We start from the raw sequence: 16,663 nt of genomic DNA, 5'->3' as shown, positions 1-16,663 counted from the left end.
GGTTTGGCTCAGCAGAAGCGGACAACGGTCGCGGACGTGGCCCGGCTGGCCGGCGTGTCGGCGATGACCGTGTCGAACGTCCTGAACGCGCCGCATCGGGTCAGCCCACCGACCGTCCAGACGGTCCGCGCCGCGATCAAGGAGCTCGGGTACACCCCGAACCACGCCGCGCGGGCGCTGTCGTCCGGCCGCAGCCAGGTGATCGGTCTGCCGCTGTACTTCGAGGACGAGGAAAACCCGGGCCTCGGCGGATTCCTGCATGGCCTGCTCGGCGGTCTGGTCAACGCAGCGGCCAAGTCGGGGTACGGCGTGCACGTGACGACGCCGACCGAGGGCGCGACCGAGATCGACCTGTACGAGAAGCTGATCGCGGCGCAGCAGGTCGACGCACTGGTCGTGCTGGAGACGATGCCGCACGACGAGCGGATCGAGTTCCTCAGCCGACGGCGGTTCCCGTTCGTCGCATTCGGGCGGACGGCCGCACAGCAACGTCAGTGCTGGGTGGACGTGGACAACGAGACGTCGATGGCCGGGATCGCCCAGCACCTGACGTCGACCGGTCGGTCGCGCGCGATCTACCTGGCCACGGACAGCCCGCTGCCGTGGGTCCACCAGCGGCAGGACGGCTTCGTGCGTGAGTTTGCGGCGACGACCGTACAGTCCTTCGACTCGATGGAGGCCGTTGCGGCGTACGTCGCGACGACCGAACTCCCGGATGCCTTCGTTGCCGACAACGACGCGTACGCCGTGGTCGCGATGCGCGCGCTGCTGCAGCGCGGGGTCCGGGTCGGCGAGGACGTCGCGGTCACCGGGTTCAACGACTTCCCGTTCGCGAGCATGCTGGACACGCCGCTGACGACAGCCCGGATCCCGCTGCGGGATATCGCGACCCGCCTGTTCGACCGGGCGTTGCGCGAGATCGCCGGCGAACCGGACGCGCCGGGCACGCTGGTCACCGCGCCGCTGGTGGTCCGCTCGAGTGCCTGACCGCCGCCTCGACGAAGGCCGCGACCGCGGCTGACCGGCTGCCCGCCGGCCAGACCACGAGCATCTGGTAGGGCTCCACGTCGGTCACCGGGCGGTAGACGACATCGGGCCGGATGTTCCGCTCGGCCATCGACCGCGGCACCAGCGCGACTGCCTGCCCGAACGCGACCACCTCCAGCAGCTGCGACGAGTCCTGCACCATCGGCCCGTCCACCGAGTCGTCCGGCCGCGCCGCCCAATAGTTGCGCTCGGCACCATGAGCCCGGCTCCACCGCGGCGCCGGGATCCCAGCCAGGTCCTCGGCCGACAGCACCTCACGTTCGGCCAGCTCGTGCCCGGCCGGCAGCGCTGCCACGCGGGGCTCCATGTACAGCAACTCCTCTTCCAGTCCACGGTCGTCAAACGGCCGGCTCACAAGCGCCACCTCCGCCCGCCCGTCCCGCACCATGTCGGCCTGCTCCCCGAACCCGCTCACCACCACGTGGATCCTCGGGTCGTTCAGCTCGGCAACGACGTGATGCAGCAGCTCGGTCGCCACCCCGGGCTTCGCCGTCACCACCAGTTCGTCGATCTCCTGCCCAGCCCGCTGCGTCCGCCGTACCGCGGAGTCGAGCGCGTCAAGAACCGGACCGGACTCCTTGAGTAGCGTCTCTCCAGCTGAGGTCAGCGCGAGCCGCTGTCCGGACCGGTCGAACAACGGCACGCCGAGCCGGTGCTCGAGCTGGCGCATGGCGCGGGACAGCGGCGGCTGGGCGATGCCGAGGCGGTCGGCGGCGCGGGTGATGTTCAGGTCCTCGGCGACCGCGCGGAAGTACCGCAGCTCGCGGATCTCGGGTTCCGGCATACCTCCAGGGTATGGCGGACCACCCGATCGGTGTTGGTCCGGTGCGGTGGTCGCGCGCTGGACTGGGGTCATGACCACGAATGAAGTCGCCCTGGTGACGGGCGGAAACAAGGGAATCGGCCGCGAGATCGTCCGCCAGCTGGCGACCCGCGGATTGACGGTGTACCTCGCGGCGCGGAACCCGGAGTTGGGCTCCGCGGCGGCGCAGGAGCTGGCAGCTGACGGGCTCGACGTACGGTTCGTGCAGCTCGACGTGACGGACGTGGCGTCCGTGGACGCGGCAGCCAAGCAGGTCGAGGCGGACGCGGGCCGGCTGGACGTGCTGGTGAACAACGCCGGGATCGTCGCGGAGTGGGGTACGTCGGTCGCGGACATCACGGCCGACCAAGTGCGAGCGGCATATGAGGTGAACGTGTTCGGCGTGGTGACGGCGACCCATGCGTTCGTACCGCTGCTTCGGCGGTCACCGAACGCGCGGATCGTGAACATGTCCAGCGGGCTGGGCTCGGTGAACCTCCTGTCCGAGCTCGACGGACGGCTGGCGACGCAGGGTCTCCTCGCCTACAGCTCGTCAAAGGCGGCGCTGAACGCTTTGACGCTGGTGTACGCGAGCGCGCTACGGGCGGACGGCATCAAGGTGAACGCAGCCACGCCCGGGCTGGTGCCGACCGACCTCAACACGCAAGCCGCCGTACCGCGCGGATCCCGGACGACGGCTGACGGAGCGGTCGTGCCGGTGGCGTTGGCGATGCTGCCGGTCGACGGGCCGACCGGCGTCTTCAGAGGCCCTGAGTCACTGGCTGACGTGGCGCCTTGGTGAGTGCCTGCCGGGCGATGAGCAGTGTCGTCGCCGTACCGAGGAGGCCCGCGCCCGCGATGGTCAGGTTGGGCCGGACGAAGGAGCCGACCACGCCGGCGACCGCGATGCCGACGCCCTGGATCGCCATCAGGCCGCTGGTCTGGACGGTGAAGAGCCGGCCGCGGTACGCCGGTTCCACCGCGTCCAGGATCAGCGGGTCGATGCCCTGGTTGAACGCGTAGCCCGCACCGGAGATCGCGAGCAGGCAGACCGCGACCGGGATGGCGGGCTCGGTCACGAACGCGATCGCCGGGAGCTGGCTGGTGAGCAGGAACGGGACGACGAGCCGTCGTCGCACGGAAGGGGGAAACCGTGCGACGACGAGCTCGCCGAGCACTGAGCCGGTCGCGTAACCGGTGAAGAGCGCGCCGGCCAGAGCAGCGGCCACTCCCAGCTGAGCCGTGTAGGCGACCGCGAGTCCGTCGGGGGCGGACGAGAAGGCCGGGGCGACCCAGGTGAGCAGGATCAGGTTGCGCAGTTTCGCGTTGCTGAACAGGAGTTGCAGGCCGGACCAGGAGTCGCGGACAGCGTTGCTCTTCCGCTCCCCCGGCGGCGTGTACGGCGTACCCGTGCCGATCAGCAGCGCCGAAGCGAGGAAGGTGACCACCTCGGCAATCAACAGGCTCCTGGCGCCGATCGCTGCGACCGCGATCCCGCCCAGCGCGAAGCCGGTCAGCACCGCCAGCTGACTGATTGCCCGCAGCAACGAACGTCCGACCGGGAACAGGTCGGGCGGCAGCAGATGAGCCAGGCTCGCGGCCCGGGCACCGGCGAAGATCGGCGCAATCATCCCGATCGCGGCCAGCAACCCGAGGAGGCCACCCACCGGCATCCCCGGTATCAGCATCCCGCCGACACAGGCCGCGCTCAGAACATCACACCCCACCAGCACCCGCCGCGCCGGGAACCGATCCGCGACGGACGACAGCAGCACGCCACCTATTGCATAGGGCAAGAACGAGCACACCAGCACAAGCGCCGACAGCAACGGCGACCCGGTCCGCTCGAAGATGAGGATCGACAAGGCAACCTGAGCCGCCACCGTCCCGAGCATGGAGACGGTGTGCGCGGCAAAGACGCTGCGCATACCTGGGCGCTCGAGGACGGCTCCGTAGGAACTCACGCGGTGAGCCTGCACTGCCGGGGCCACGCAAGCGTAGAGTTTTGGTTGTGACCGAAAGTTCTGTCGGATGAGTGTCCTGCGGTTCACCCAGGCGGACGCGTTGCGGTGCCGGTTCGGGGTGTCGCCGTTGTGGGAGACGATGTCGGCGGTGCGGGTGGTGAACGGGTCCCGACACCGGCCGCTCTACCAGGACTGGGTCGACAGCAAGCAGGACGCGATCGCGCGGCTCGAGCTGCGCGAGTTGAAGGCGCTGCAGCCGCGGACCGGCTACACACCGGACTTCCTGACCCCACCGCCGAAGGCTTCACGCGCCAAGTTCGCCACCGAGATCGCCAGAGTCCGGAGTACGCCGCTCGATCGGGTACGCGCGGAGCTCATCCAGTCGCGCGACGAAATGGCCAATCCCGCTGCGCCGATCATCAACCGGATGCTCGACGACGTCGCCGGTATCCGCGACCGGCTCGCGAACGCGATCGAAGCCGCCTGGGAGACGCTCATCCGCCCTGACTGGCCACGGATCAGCCGCTTGCTCGAGGACGACATCGCCTACCGCGGGCAGCAGCTCACCGACGACGGTCTGGCCGGCCTGTTCGACGACCTGCACCCGTCACTGACCTGGGAGGACGACCGGCTGATCGCCTCCCGACTGCGCGCCGAGGACCGCGACCTCACCGGTCAAGGCCTGCTGCTCATCCCCGGCGTCTTCGCCTGGCCGCACCTCGTCATCGTCACCGACCAGGCCTACCACCCGACCCTCGTCTACCCGGCCCGCGGCGCCGCCCGCCTCTGGTCCGACGCACCCGCTCCGCCAGATAGCCTGGCCCGCCTCCTCGGCCGGACCCGCGCCACCCTCCTGGTCGCACTGGACCCACCAGCCACCACCAGCGCCCTGGCCACGGACCACGGCCTGGCCCTCGCCACGGTCGCGGAGCACCTGTCCGCTCTCGCGGACGCCGGCCTCGCCAACCGGCGCCGCACCGGCCACCGGGTCCACTACCGCCGTACTGAGGTGGGACAGGCCGTGGTCGACGCCTCCGTCAGCTGAGCACGTCGACGCGTGAGAATGCTGGAGTGAAGAAGGCCTCGAAGGCGTCCAGGATGCGGCACACCCGGCGATGGCCCGCGTCACTGGCGGTGGTCGCGGTCCTGGTCCTGCAGCTCCTGGTACCGACCCAGATCAACGGCCTGCCGCGCTGGCTGATGCCGACCCTCGGTCTGCTGCTCCTGCTCCCGCTGGTCTGGATGAACCCGTTCCATCTCCAGCGCGACGAGCCGTGGCTGCGCTGGGTCGAGCTCGTCCTGCTGGCCGTCCTGGTGCTCGCCAACATGTTCTACCTCGGCGGCCTGATCTACTTCCTCAACCACGGCGACGCCAACCAGGGCTCCGTCCTGGTGAAGGGCGCGGTGCTGATCTGGGTGACGAACGTGGTCGCGTTCGCGGTCTGGTACTGGGAGGTCGACCGCGGCGGGCCGTTCGCCCGCGCGCCGGAGCACGAGCGCGAGGCCGAGCGGGCCGATCTGCTGTTCCCGCAGATGACGGTCGACCTCGAGGGCTGGCAGGGCTGGCTCCCCGGGTTCACCGACTACCTGTTCGTCTCGTTCACCGCCGCGACCGCCTTCAGCCCGACCGACACGATGCCGCTGACCGCGCGGGTGAAGACGCTGATGGGCATCCAGTCCGGGGTCTCGCTGCTGACCATCGCGGTGATCGCTGCCCGGGCGGTGAACGTACTGTGAGATCTCCCTCGACAGCCGTGTAATGAGCATGAGAGCGTTATGCCCATGTACAGCACGAAGTCGGTGGGGTTGGGGTTCGCGGTCTTCTCCGCGATCACGTTCGGCGGCTCGGGACCGTTCGCCAAGGCGCTGATCGGGGCCGGTTTCACACCCGAACAGGCGGCGTGGATCCGTATTCTCGGCGCCGCCGCCCTGCTTGTCCCGTTGATGCTCGCGTTCCGGGGTACGGCGGGACTCCGGGCGGCCCGCGCCTCGTGGAAGTCGCTGGTGCTGTACGGCCTGACCGGGATCGCCGGGTGCCAGACCCTGTTCTTCGTCGCTGCCAGCCGGCTGCCGGTCGGCGTGGCCCTGATGCTCGAGTTCTCCGGGCCGGTCCTGGTCGTGCTGTGGCTCAAGTTCGGCCAGAAGGTCGCCGTACCGCGCTCAGCCGCCGTCGGGGTGAGCATCGCGGTGGTCGGGCTCGCGACCGTGGCCGAGATCTGGTCCGGGTTGCGGATCGACCTGATCGGGCTGCTCGCCGGGCTCGGCGCCGCCGCGTGCCAGGCGACGTACTTCATCCTGATCGACAAGCTGACCGGCGCCGCGGACCCGCTGGTGATGACCGCGGTCGGCAGCTTGGTCGGCGCTGTCGTCCTCACGCTGATCGCCTCGCCGTGGACCGTCCCGTGGCACGTGCTGATCGAGACGGTCGCGATCGGGCACCGGTACGCGCCCGGTTGGTTGCTGGCGGCCTGGCTGATCGTGGTCAGCACCGTCGTTGCCTACCTCGCCGGTGCCGCGGCGGTCCAGCGCCTGTCGGCCGCGATCGGCGGCGCGGTCGCGTACGTCGAGGTCGTGGCGGCATGCATCTTCGCCCTGATCCTGCTCGGCGAGACGCTGAAAACGAACCAGATCATCGGCGGCGCGATCGTGCTGATCGGAGCGTTCGTGGCCCAGGCGTCGGTCGGGAAGGTCGCTCCCCCGGAGGTCCCGGACAGCGACACTCCCCGCACCGACGTGCTGGAGCCCATCTGATCACCGCAGCGAGTCGACGAGCTCGCGTGGCAGGCCGTGGGTGTCGTGCAGGTACTCGTAGTCGGTCTCGTCGAGCGACTTGTGGAAGCGCTCGTGGCTCAGCACCTTCCGGCCACGGTCGAGCAGATTGCTGAACCGGATCTCCTCGTCGATCAGGATCCGCCGGATCAGCGTCACCGTCTCGCCCTGGTGGAAGTGGTTCAGCGTGTGCTCGAACAGCTCGATCGGCAGGTCGGACAGCGAGCGGGACTCGTCGTCGCGCCACAGGATCGTGAGCATCCGCCTGATCAGCCGGCGGAGCACGTAGCCGCGTCCGGTGTTCGACGGGTGCACACCGTCGCCGACGATCACGATGCTCGACCGCAGGTGGTCGATCACGATCCGCCGGGACCGCTCGTCCAGGTTCCACAGCTTCGGCACGATCCGCATCCACGGCTCGAACAGCGAGGTCTCGAACACGGAGTCCTTGCCCTCGAGCAACATCGTCAGCCGCTCGAGCCCAAGGCCGGTATCGACGTTCTGCTGCATCGGCTCCAGCGAGCCGTCGTCGAGGCGGCGGTACCGCATCATCACGTGGTTCCACACCTCGATCCAGCGGTCGTCGGTGGTCGGCGTACCCTCGGGCTCGCCGTGGCCGGTCCAGACGAAGATCTCCGAGTCCGGACCGCACGGACCGGTCGGGCCGTTCGACCACCAGTTGTCGTCGGTGGTCAGCTCGATCGGCACGCCGAGCTCCTGCCAGGTCTGCAGCGACTCCTGGTCGAGCGGCACCTGGTCGTCGCCGCCGAACACGGTCACGTAGAGCTGCGTCGGGTCGATGCCGAACCGTGTGGTCAGCAGCTCGTAACCCCAGCGAAGCGTCTGGCTGCTGCCGTAGTCGCCGAGCGACCACGAGCCGAGCATCTCGAACACGGTCAGGTGGGTCGAATCGCCCACTTCGTCGAGGTCCGTGGTGCGCAGGCATCGCTGGATGCCCACGAGTCGTCGTCCCAGTGGATGAGGTTCGCCTTCCAGGTACGGCGTGAGCGGATGCATCCCCGAGGTCGTGAATAGCACCGGATCACCGAGCCGCGGGATGAGCGTGGACCCGGTCGTCGGAACGTGGCCGCGGTCGAGGAAGAAGTCGATGAACGTCCTGCTGATGGTCATGGTTCGTGTCCTTTGACGTGAGGACCGGAACCGACCACCAGGCTGCAGAAACGACAACACCGGCGAACCGTTTCCGGTCGCCGGTGGAAGTTTCGAAGGTCAGGCAGCGGCAGCCGGCGAGCAGAAAGCTCGTACGGCTGCGGTAAGTCGGACCATCGGATGCATGTCGCCCACAGTACACGACCCAACGCGCCGGCTGTCCAGCACCTTTACGCCCAGCCGTCCGCCGCGCGCAGGAACATCAGCACCGCGCAGACGCGGCGGTGGTCATCAGGCGCCGGCGGCAGTCCGAACTTGACGAAGATCGAGCGCACGTGCGCCTCGACGGTCTTCTGGCTCAGCACCAGCGAGTCCCTGATCGACTGGTTCGACCGGCCCTGCGCCATCAGCTCGAGCACGTCGCGTTCGCGGTTGGAGAGTCGCTCGACCGGGCTTCGTGGCCGGCCGAGGATCTGCTCGACCACCGCGGGATCGATGACAAGGTCACCCCGACCGACCCGCCGTACCGCGTCGGTGAAGTCGGCCAACTGGACCACACGGTCCTTCAGCAGGTAGCCGGTCCCGGTGGCGCCGCTGGAGAGCAGCGTCAGCGCGTACTGCGGCTCGACGTACTGCGACAGCACGAGAACCGAGGTGCCGGCGTAGCGGGCACGGATCTCCTGCGCGGCGGTCAGCCCCTCCTTGCCGTAGCCGGGCGGCATCCGGATGTCCACGATCGCCACCTCTGGCCGGTACCGATCCACGAGCGCCCGGAGCTCGTCGGCGTCGCCGGCCTGGCCCACGACCTCGAACCCGGCCTCGGTGAGCAACCGAACCATGCCTTCGCGGAACAGCACCGAGTCCTCGGCGATCACCAGCCGCATGGGATCTCCGCCCGGACGGTGGTGCCACGGCCTGGTGGACTGTCGACGACCAGTCGGCCGTCGACCGCGGCGACGCGGTCGGCCAGACCGCGGAGCCCGGACCCCTCCGGATCGGCGCCGCCCTTGCCGTCGTCCCGGATCTCCACGAGCAGCCACCCGGCCGAATGCCGGACCGCGACGCAGACCTCGGTCGCCGCCGCGTGCTTGGCGGCGTTGGCGAGGGCTTCCGACACGACGAAGTACGCCACCGCCTCGATCGCCGGCTCGATCCGCTCGGACGGTACGGCGAGCAGCCGGACCGGGACCGCGGACCGCTCGGTCAGCGAGCGCAGGGCCGGTTCCAGGCCTTCGTCGACGAGAATCGACGGGTGGATCCCGCGAGCCAGCTCGCGAAGCTCGGCCAGCGCCGTGGTCAACCCGTCGGCAATGGCCGCGACGGATCCGGCGACCGCCGGGTCCCCGTCGTCCGCGAGTTTCGCCGCCGCCATCCGCGCGTCGAGGGCCAACGAGACCAGCCGTTGCTGGGCACCGTCGTGCAGGTCGCGCTCGATCCGCCGACGCTCGTTGTCAGCGGCAACCACAATCCTGGACCTGGACGCCCGTACCTCGGCCAGTTGGGCGTTCAGCTCGGCCCGCAGCCGGTCGTTGTCGACGGCCATCCGTGCGGCCGCACCGGCCGAGCTGAGCAGCTCCGCGTCGTCCAGCAATGCGTCGTCGTGGACGACGGCAACCATCGGGCCGCTGTCGTGCTCGAAGTACGTCGTCGACTGGCCGGGGCGCGCGGACAGCGAATCGCCGGACGCCGTCAGGTAGCGCTGCGTCGCGGCGTCCCACCGGCCGATCGTCAGCGACGGGTCGCCGAGCACCCGTGCCACCGCCTCCTCCACCAGGTCCAGCCGGGAATGATCAGCCAGCTCGGTCACCAGTGCACCGATCCGGGCCTGCCGCGTCCATGCGAGGGACAGCCCGGCCAGGATCGCGACCGGATGCGCGAGACCGGCGTACGTCGAGACCAGCCGCACCGTAGCGAGGAGCTCCGGATGTGTGTCGTAGAACCTCAACGCATTGAGGATGATCAGAACGCTCTGGGCCAGCAGCAGAGGTACGGCGGCGATCACGACCGGCGCCGAGATCCGCCGCAGCGGCCTGCTGGCGGTCCACCACCGCCACAGACAGACCGCGGCGAGACCGGCGAACATCGGCACCATGAAGTAGACGCGGGACGGGAACTGCGCGTAGACCCGGTCGATCAGCTCGACCGCCCGCGGACCCGCGTGGATCAGGTTGAGATCCGGCGGACAGTCCCCGCAACCGATCTCCAACGGTTCCACGCGCAGGGTAGGAATCGTCGTCCAGCACAGCATGGCCACGAAGGCCACCAGCACGGCCCAACGCTCCCAGCTCTTCATCAACCGTCCGGTGGGGAACGACAGCAGGAGCAGCGCGAGCGCTGGTAGCAGGGCGAGCTCGAACGCCACGCCGATCGTCCACAGCAGCGGGATCCGGGTGCCGTCGAAGAGAAACATCAGGTACGCCACGCCGGTCAGGACCAGCAGCGCGCCGATGCGGTTCCGCGGCCGCCGCGTCCACGCGATCAGACCGGCCACGAGGTACAGCCAGGGAAGTACCGCCCAGTGCCAGGTGCTCTCCCCCGCATTCCACAACCACAGGCACGCGACGCCTCCGGCCACCGCGGCGACCGCCGCGACCGCTGTGACCGCTGTGATCCCGCGCCTCATCGGCCGGTCCCGAGGAGGTGGCTGATCGCCGGGCCGGAGAGCTCGGCCTTCGGGATGAAGCCGCGGGCCGGAGTGTCCGGCAACCGGCCGCGGTAGTCGGCGGCGTCCCGGATGGAAGTCAGGATCACGGCCGGTGGATCCGGCTCCTTCGCCAGCAGCCGTGCCACCTCGAATCCGTCCAGGTCGGGCAACTGGACGTCGAGCAGCACCACGTCGGGGCGCAGCGCCCGGACCGCGGCGATCGCCGACCGGCCGTCGCCGGACTCGCCGATCACGTCGAACCCCTGCGCCTCCAGCATCCGCCGGGCCGAACTCCGGAACAGGACGTAGTCGTCCACGATCAGGATCCGGGCCGCCCCCATCTCCACATCCTCGGGGCAGCCCTGCGGGCCGTCAATCAGGGCCTGCCCTCAATCGCGCTCCGGTGCCTGCCCCGATGCGCCCGGCCGCGACCTCTTGGTGTCCTGACCGGGGAGGGGATCGATCATGCCAACCATCAGAGTCCGAACCGCAGCGGTTGCCTTGGCTGCCTGCGCGGCGGTCGTCATCGCCGGCGCTCCGCCGGCGTCACCTGCGCCGAGGACCGCTGCGCCCAAGAACGGGTTTGCCCGGGTGCTGGCGACAGCGCGCCCGGCCGTCCACCACGAACCCGCTGTCCGCCGCGCGGCCACCGCTCAGCTCCGTGCCAAGACCGGGCTCGAGCTGGTGCCCTGCGAGGATCCGGCGTTCCTGTGCGGAACAGTGCCCGTCCCGCTCAACCGGCGGAAACCGGACGGCCGCATGGTGCCGCTGCACGTCGAGGTGCTCCCGCACACGGGTCCGGCGGCAGCGCCGGCCGGCGCGGTGTTCATCACCCTGGGCGGACCGGGAGCCTCGATCAGCCTGTTCGACAAGTACCCGTACGTCGACATGCTGGCGAAGGTCTCCGAGACCCGCGACCTGGTCCTCGTCGACCAACGCGGCGTCGGGCTGTCGACAGCGATCGACTGTCCGGCCTGGCAGCACGGCGGACCGTTCTACCCGTCCGCCGCCCAATGCCACGACCAACTGGGCGACACCGCCAACTTCTACAGCACGATCGACGTCGCGGACGACCTCGAGCAGGTACGACGCACGCTCGGGTACAGCGACATCGACCTCCTCGGAGCCTCGTACGCCGCGAACGACATGGTCACCTACGCGACCCGCCGGCCGGCGAACGTCCGGTCGATCACGATCGGCGCGCCGGCGCTGACCGTCGGCACCGATCCCTTCTACGCCTATCCACCCAAGGGTTTCCCGGCGCTGGTCGACGCCGTCTGCGGCGGAACGCCGGCCTGCTCGGCGGCCAACCCGGATCCGGCCAGTTCCCTGGCCTGGCTGGCGGATCGGCTCCGGCGCCGGCCGGTCAGCGGGACCGGTGTCGACTCGCACGGAGTCCCGCACCAGATCACGGTGACCGAGAACCTGCTGGCGACCGCGATCATGTTCTTCAACGGCGGCAGCTTCGTAGGACCGGGCGAGATCACGCAGGCGGCAGTCGCGCTCCAGCACGGCGACGCCGTACCGCTGCTGCGCCTGGCGGCGGACGTCGACCCGGCGAACGGTTTCGACGCCGGTGACCCGCGCGAGTTCTCCAACGGGCATTGGCTCGCCCGCCTGTGCACCGACCAGCCGGTGCAGTGGGACAAGAATGCCGGCCCGGCGGCTCGCCTCGGACAGTACGCGGCCGCGTTCGCCGCCGAGCCGGCGCAGTACGGTCCGATCTCCAAAGGCGCGTGGGATCACGAGGGGTACCTGGGGTACCAACCGCTGCCCTGTATCGCGTCGCGCTGGGAGGACCGGCCAAGCTATCCGAGCATTGCGCGGGTGCGCGGCGTACCGGGTCTGGTGGTGTCCGGTCAGTACGACGCCGGCCTCCCGGACGAGGCGATCCGGATTGCGTCCCGAATGATCCCTGGTTCCGCCTTGGTCGAGCTGGCCGGCGCAGGACATCAGGTCTGGTTCTACGGCTCCTGCGGGGCCGAGCTGGTGCAGCGCTTCATCACCACGCTGAAGGTCGGCGACACGTCGTGCGCGGCGACTCCGCCCGCGGGCTGGTGGATGCCCGGCAGCTTCCCGCTCACTGCGGCGGCCGCACCTCCTGCCCGGCAGATCGGCGGCCCATCCGCGCCGGCCGACGTACGGCGGCTGGCCACCGCCACCGCGTGGACTGTGCTGGACGGCCTGCAGCACCAAGCCTCGATCTCCGGTCTCGTCGCCGGCGGCCTCCGCGGTGGGACCATCACCTACGTCCCCGACGCCGAAGCGCCCTTCGTCTACGACAACGCACGCTTCACCCGCGACGTCGGCGTGTCCGGAGCAACGACCTGGACCGCCGACGGCATCGACGGCGCCTTCACAGTCAGCGCGCCGACCGGAGCCACCATGACAGCCAGGCTGACCGGCCCGTTCACCAAGCTCGGCAGCCAACTGACCCTCACCTTGGGCCAGAGCAGCTTCGCCATCCCCGGCTACTGACTTCTGGAGGAGCTGCTAGACGTCGAGAAGCTCGCGCAGTACTGCGCCGCTCCGGGTCCAGGACCACTCTTCGGTGACCCATTGCCGCCCTGCTGCTCCCAGCTCTTTGCAGTGCTGGGGGTTCGACAGCAGGTCGGCAATGCGCACACCTACGGCGACGGGGTTGTACGGGTCGACCAAGTACCCCGTCTCGCCATGCCGCACGGTGTCGGGCGCCCCACCTGAATCTCCGACCACTACGGGCTTGCCGGCAGCCGAAGCCTCGAGCGTCGCGATCCCCAGCGCCTCCGGCTCCAGCCCGAACCGGCGCGTCCGGCACGGTACGGCGAACACCTCGGCCGCGTCGACGTACGGCGGAATCTCGGCCCACGGCACCGGGCCCGTGAACACGACGTCCTGGCTGACCCCGGTGCGCACCGCCAGCTCCTCGAGGTACTGCCGGTCCGGGCCGCCACCGACCAGCAACAGCTTCGCGTCCGGCACCGACTCCTGCACGAGCGGCCACGCCTTGATCAGCGTGTCCTGCCCCTTCCGCCGAATCAGCCGCGACACACACGCCACGACCGGAACACCTTCCAGCCCGAGGCCTTTGCGGACCTGCTCTCCGCCACAGTTGGGGGCGAAGCGCCGCGTGTTGACTCCAGGCGTCAGCCTCCGCACCCGCTGGGCGGCTGCGGGTGAGAGGGCAGGCCTGATCTGGTCCTCACACCACGAGGACACCGTCGTCAGCGTGTCCGCGGCCTCCGCGATCTTCCGTAATGCCTGGCGGGTGCCCGGTACGCCGGCCCACCACGTCTCGTGCCCGTGCGTCAGCCCGACGATCCGCCGCGCCCCCGCCCGCCGCAGCGCCGGTCCCATCAGCCCGAGGGGCGCAGCCGCTCCGAACAGCACCCGATCGGCGCCGTGCTCCTGCAGAAGCTGGACAGCCCGCTTCGTGATGCGGGCCGTAGGCAACAACATCGACGTCCGGTCCCGGACGACGGGGAACGGCAGCGTCGCGTCGTACGCCGCGTCCCTGGGCTCTCGCGACGTGTAGACGACCACCTCAGGCAACTCATCGCACAACGACCGGACGAAGTTCTCGATCCCGCCCTGGCGAGGCGGGAAGTCGTTGGTGACGACGAGAACGGTCATCGCTTCGCCAGCGGCGGTACGGCACCACCGTTGTCGCGGGCCCACGCCCGCCCCATCGCGATCCGCTCCGGCGCCGTCGGATGGTCCGCGAACATCCAGTACCGCCAGCGGGCCGGATCCAGGCCGGAGAGGTTGGTCACGGCCAGATCGTGCTGCATCGCGACGAAGTCCTTCGGGTCGTTCGTCAGCTTGAGCGAGTGGTAGTCGGCGCGCGCCTCGATCTTCCGGCTGACCAGGTTCTGCACCGGCGACCCGAGGGTCGTCCCGGCCGCGATCAGCGCAAGCACGGCGGCGGTCCGGCGCGGATCGCCCATCCGGGCGCCGAGCAACAACCGCAGCACGGTCACGCCGAACGCCGTACCGAGAACGCCGATCAGCGTCCCGTGCAGTACGTCGTTCTCAGCGGCGTGGCCGAGCTCGTGCGCGACCACCAGCCGGACCTGCGCCGGAGGCGTGTTCTTCAGCAGCGTGTCGTAGACGACCAGCCGACGCGTCGACCCGAACCCGGACACATAAGCGTTGAGCGCTGTTGTCCGCCGCGACGCGTCCGCGACCAGCACGTCCTGCACAGGTACGCCGTCCTGAGCGGCAAGCTTCAGGAAGTCGTTGCGGAGGGCACCGGCCGGCATCGAGGTGAAGTGGTTGAACCTCGGCTCGACGAGCACCGGGTACGCGAACGAGACGCCAAGCACCAGCAGCGCCGCGCCGATTGCCCCCGGCAACCACCAGCCCCGGTCCCAGCGTTTGGCCAGCGCCATCAGCACGATCACGATCGCGGCGAGGCCAAGCGCGGAGAGCAGCCAGTTCACCGCCCGGTCACGCAGCCACAGACCCCACGGGCTCACCGAGAGGCCGTAGCGCCGACTCACCCGCTCGGCCAGTACGTCGGTCGGGAGCGTGAGCAGGCTGGCGATCAGCCCAACGCCGGCGACCAGGACCGCGACCCGGAGAAACCACGGCCGGATGCGGAGTCCGTCGTACAGGCGACCGCCGAGCGGGGTGAAGCCGACGAGCAGCGGCACCACGAGCGAGATCACCCAGGACGTCGTCGACCAGGGCAGGATCTCGTGGCGGAACGCGTTCTGCCGGGCGATCTCCGCGCTGGTGAAGTCGAGCGCGGCGTCCGGCTTCGGCAGGTCGATCAGGTGCCACGGGGTGGTGACGGCGATTGTGAAGACCAGGGCGACCGCGAGGACTCCGGCGGCCACCCGAGGTGACCAGCGCGCCGGATCAGACACCGGCGAGCCTCTTGAGGTACTTCTGCCACTCCGCGACGAATTCTGCCTCGGTCGTCCCGAGCACGGTCCGGAACGCGTCAGCCAGACCGGTCTGGCTCCTGGACGCGTGCACGGCCCGGTAGAACTTCACCAGCTTGGCCTGTCCCTCGCGCTCCGCGATCAGCCGGCACGCGAGCCAGGCCGACTCGTACGCCTGCGGCAGGTCGGTCGCCGTCGCCGCGAACGCTTCGGCGGACGGCAGCGTGGCCGGCACCTTGCCCGCGCGGACCGCTTTGAACAGCTCCTTCGCCGCCGACTCGTCCTGCACAGGCACGGCGGTGAACGCGACGTAGTCCGCGAAGCCCTCGGCCAGCCACAGCGGCACCGGTGATGCGGTCGCCGTCGACGCCACGTGCGTCGTCTCGTGGGTGAGCACGATCCGGCGGCCCTGTTTGCCGAGCTCCTCGAACAGCTTCGGGTTGGCGACGATCCGCACCGGCGCCCCGGACAGCGGCGAGTCCAGCTCGGCCATCGTGACGGCCGCGATCTGGGTGTAGGTGTTCGGCTCGGCGCCGAGGACGGCTTCCATCTGGTTCTGCTGGGCAGGCAGGTAGATGATGACCTTCTGCCGCCAGTTCTTGCCCCAGACCTTCGTCAGGGACTCAACGGCCTTGTCCGCCACCGAGACGTAGCTGCGGGCCTCGGACTCGGACCCGAGGCTGATCACCAGGCTGTGCTCGCCCTTGGCCACGTCGATCTGGCCGAGCGCCCAGATCGGCCGGCGCTGACCGGCCACGAACCGCTCCGAGAACGAGGCGGCGTACGTCGCTCCGTCGCGGGTGACGAACGTGACCGGGAGGGTCTCGCGGGCCGGCTTGACGTCGAACCCGGACAACTGCCACGACACCTCGACCTGAGCCAGCCAGGCCTGGGTCCCGCCGAGCTCGGCCTGCCGGTCCGGCGTGAGCGCGCCGGTGTCGTCGCTCACGTAGCGCAGCTGGAACGAGCTGATCGGCAGGGTGCTCAGGTTGGAGAAGATCGTCCGCGCGCTGGTCCGGAACGCGGCCGCCTTCGGGTCGATGACGTCCATGAACTCGGTGCGCTTGTCGTTCGCGACCGCGTCGGCCATCTTCTGCAGGACGGCCTCGCCGGCGACGGCTCGCTGGACACCCTCGGACGCCTGGTCCGGGGTGCTGCTGGTCTGCGCGGGGTGCGCGCCGGACGCGTTCGGGTCGGCGGGGGCGTCGGCGATCTTGCGGAGTCCGGCGTACCCGGCTCCGGCGACCAGGCAGACCGCGAGCCCGAGGGCGACCTTCTTCACGATCGGCCCGTACGGCGGGGTCGGCCGGCTCGGGCGCTGGACCGGTGGCGGGACACTCCCGCGCTCGTCGTACTCCGGCCGGTGGTCAGGCGGCGACGGGAACGCAGGCAGCGGCACCGTGTCGCCCTGTTCGTCGATCACCTCGGCCCCTCGCTGCTCACCTGCCCCAGTCAGGCG

At 69.9% G+C, this 16,663-nt stretch carries 15 protein-coding genes; 6 read left to right on the top strand and 9 right to left on the bottom strand.

From position 1 onward, the window contains the following. Positions 1-3: 3 nt before the first annotated feature. On the top strand, positions 4-987 hold the full coding sequence (locus AB0E69_RS36550; protein ID WP_360157266.1) for a LacI family DNA-binding transcriptional regulator: 984 nt from the start codon (positions 4-6) through the stop codon (positions 985-987). Here the strand turns inward: AB0E69_RS36550 and AB0E69_RS36545 are convergent. Further along, positions 953-1,831, bottom strand: coding sequence for a LysR family transcriptional regulator (locus AB0E69_RS36545; RefSeq protein ID WP_360157263.1), 879 nt, complete (start codon positions 1,829-1,831; stop codon positions 953-955). The two genes, AB0E69_RS36550 and AB0E69_RS36545, sit on opposite strands and share 35 nt — an antisense overlap. Before the next feature lie 70 nt (positions 1,832-1,901). Between AB0E69_RS36545 and AB0E69_RS36540 the strand changes: the two genes are divergently transcribed. Beyond that, positions 1,902-2,651: an SDR family oxidoreductase gene (locus tag AB0E69_RS36540; protein ID WP_360157260.1), complete on the top strand. Its 750-nt coding sequence runs from the start codon at positions 1,902-1,904 to the stop codon at positions 2,649-2,651. Here the strand turns inward: AB0E69_RS36540 and AB0E69_RS36535 are convergent. Further along, positions 2,611-3,813 (bottom strand): MFS transporter, encoded by a 1,203-nt coding sequence (locus AB0E69_RS36535; RefSeq protein ID WP_360157257.1) that lies wholly within the window; start codon positions 3,811-3,813, stop codon positions 2,611-2,613. The genes AB0E69_RS36540 and AB0E69_RS36535 overlap by 41 nt on opposite strands. Before the next feature lie 67 nt (positions 3,814-3,880). On the opposite strand from AB0E69_RS36535, the gene AB0E69_RS36530 reads away from it, so the two are divergent. From AB0E69_RS36530 to AB0E69_RS36520, 3 genes are read left to right on the top strand one after another with little or no spacing between them, the layout of a single operon-like run. Next, positions 3,881-4,858, top strand: coding sequence for a DUF5937 family protein (locus AB0E69_RS36530; RefSeq protein WP_360157254.1), 978 nt, complete (start codon positions 3,881-3,883; stop codon positions 4,856-4,858). Positions 4,859-4,884: 26 nt separating this feature from the next. Further along, complete coding sequence (locus tag AB0E69_RS36525; RefSeq protein ID WP_360157251.1) at positions 4,885-5,550, top strand: hypothetical protein; 666 nt, start codon at positions 4,885-4,887, stop codon at positions 5,548-5,550. Between the two features lie 45 nt (positions 5,551-5,595). Next, positions 5,596-6,564 (top strand): DMT family transporter, encoded by a 969-nt coding sequence (locus tag AB0E69_RS36520; protein ID WP_360157248.1) that lies wholly within the window; start codon positions 5,596-5,598, stop codon positions 6,562-6,564. On the opposite strand, the gene AB0E69_RS36515 is transcribed toward AB0E69_RS36520, so the two are convergent. From AB0E69_RS36515 to AB0E69_RS36500, 4 genes are all read right to left on the bottom strand, one after another. After that, positions 6,565-7,713, bottom strand: coding sequence for an alanine--tRNA ligase-related protein (locus AB0E69_RS36515; RefSeq protein ID WP_360157245.1), 1,149 nt, complete (start codon positions 7,711-7,713; stop codon positions 6,565-6,567). A gap of 209 nt (positions 7,714-7,922) precedes the next feature. Continuing rightward, a complete protein-coding gene (locus AB0E69_RS36510; RefSeq protein WP_360157243.1) occupies positions 7,923-8,576 on the bottom strand; it encodes a response regulator transcription factor in 654 nt (217 codons plus the stop codon). Beyond that, a complete protein-coding gene (locus AB0E69_RS36505; RefSeq protein WP_360157240.1) occupies positions 8,564-10,315 on the bottom strand; it encodes a histidine kinase in 1,752 nt (583 codons plus the stop codon). Before AB0E69_RS36505 ends, AB0E69_RS36510 begins: the two co-directional genes overlap by 13 nt. Then, positions 10,312-10,677, bottom strand: coding sequence for a response regulator transcription factor (locus tag AB0E69_RS36500; protein WP_360157237.1), 366 nt, complete (start codon positions 10,675-10,677; stop codon positions 10,312-10,314). Before AB0E69_RS36500 ends, AB0E69_RS36505 begins: the two co-directional genes overlap by 4 nt. Before the next feature lie 124 nt (positions 10,678-10,801). On the opposite strand from AB0E69_RS36500, the gene AB0E69_RS36495 reads away from it, so the two are divergent. After that, a complete protein-coding gene (locus AB0E69_RS36495; RefSeq protein ID WP_360157234.1) occupies positions 10,802-12,814 on the top strand; it encodes an alpha/beta fold hydrolase in 2,013 nt (670 codons plus the stop codon). A 15-nt stretch (positions 12,815-12,829) separates the two neighbouring features. Here the strand turns inward: AB0E69_RS36495 and AB0E69_RS36490 are convergent, their stop codons facing one another. From AB0E69_RS36490 to AB0E69_RS36480, 3 genes are read right to left on the bottom strand one after another with little or no spacing between them, the layout of a single operon-like run. Further along, positions 12,830-13,948, bottom strand: a complete 1,119-nt coding sequence (locus AB0E69_RS36490) for a glycosyltransferase family 4 protein (RefSeq protein WP_360157231.1) — start codon at positions 13,946-13,948, stop codon at positions 12,830-12,832. Next, positions 13,945-15,186, bottom strand: coding sequence for a M48 family metallopeptidase (locus AB0E69_RS36485; RefSeq protein ID WP_360157228.1), 1,242 nt, complete (start codon positions 15,184-15,186; stop codon positions 13,945-13,947). Before AB0E69_RS36485 ends, AB0E69_RS36490 begins: the two co-directional genes overlap by 4 nt. Next, a complete protein-coding gene (locus AB0E69_RS36480) occupies positions 15,179-16,627 on the bottom strand; it encodes a hypothetical protein (RefSeq protein ID WP_360157225.1) in 1,449 nt (482 codons plus the stop codon). The genes AB0E69_RS36485 and AB0E69_RS36480 overlap by 8 nt, the downstream gene beginning before the upstream one ends. Positions 16,628-16,663: the final 36 nt, after the last annotated feature.

The sequence above is a fragment of the Kribbella sp. NPDC026611 genome (assembly GCF_040638345.1).
Lineage (GTDB): Bacteria > Actinomycetota > Actinomycetes > Propionibacteriales > Kribbellaceae > Kribbella.
The sequence above is the reverse complement of the archived record's forward strand: the minus strand, read 5'-3'. Positions and strand labels throughout refer to the sequence as shown.